Source organism: Vibrio sp. 10N.222.52.B7 (assembly GCF_041474275.1).
Classification (GTDB): Bacteria; Pseudomonadota; Gammaproteobacteria; order Enterobacterales; family Vibrionaceae; genus Vibrio; species Vibrio crassostreae_C.
Genome location: NZ_JBFRTU010000139.1, coordinates 1 through 259, shown reverse-complemented (window position 1 = coordinate 259; position 259 = coordinate 1). Strand labels below are relative to the sequence as shown.

Genomic DNA, 259 nt, shown 5'->3' with positions numbered 1-259 from the left:
TGAGAATCAAAGGACGTTTACGATGTCCAGACACCACTTTTTTGACTAATTCAACAGCCGTGTTTTGCTGTTCAAATTTATCCAATCCGTTTTGGGCGCTTTGCATCTGAGGAAGAGCGTGAGTTGCTTGAACTACATCGCCGGCTTCATTGTGTTGTGAAACAGAAATCAGTTTATCGAAATGACGTTTTAACCAACGTTGGCCAAAGCTTTCACTATCTTCAGAGGCATTAACTTTTGGCGGCAACACCAACAACAA

The 259-nt window shown here is 42.1% G+C and carries 1 pseudogene; it reads right to left on the bottom strand.

What is annotated here, in order from left to right:
• Positions 1-259, bottom strand: a pseudogene (locus tag AB4512_RS21630) (ATPase); the annotation flags it as partial.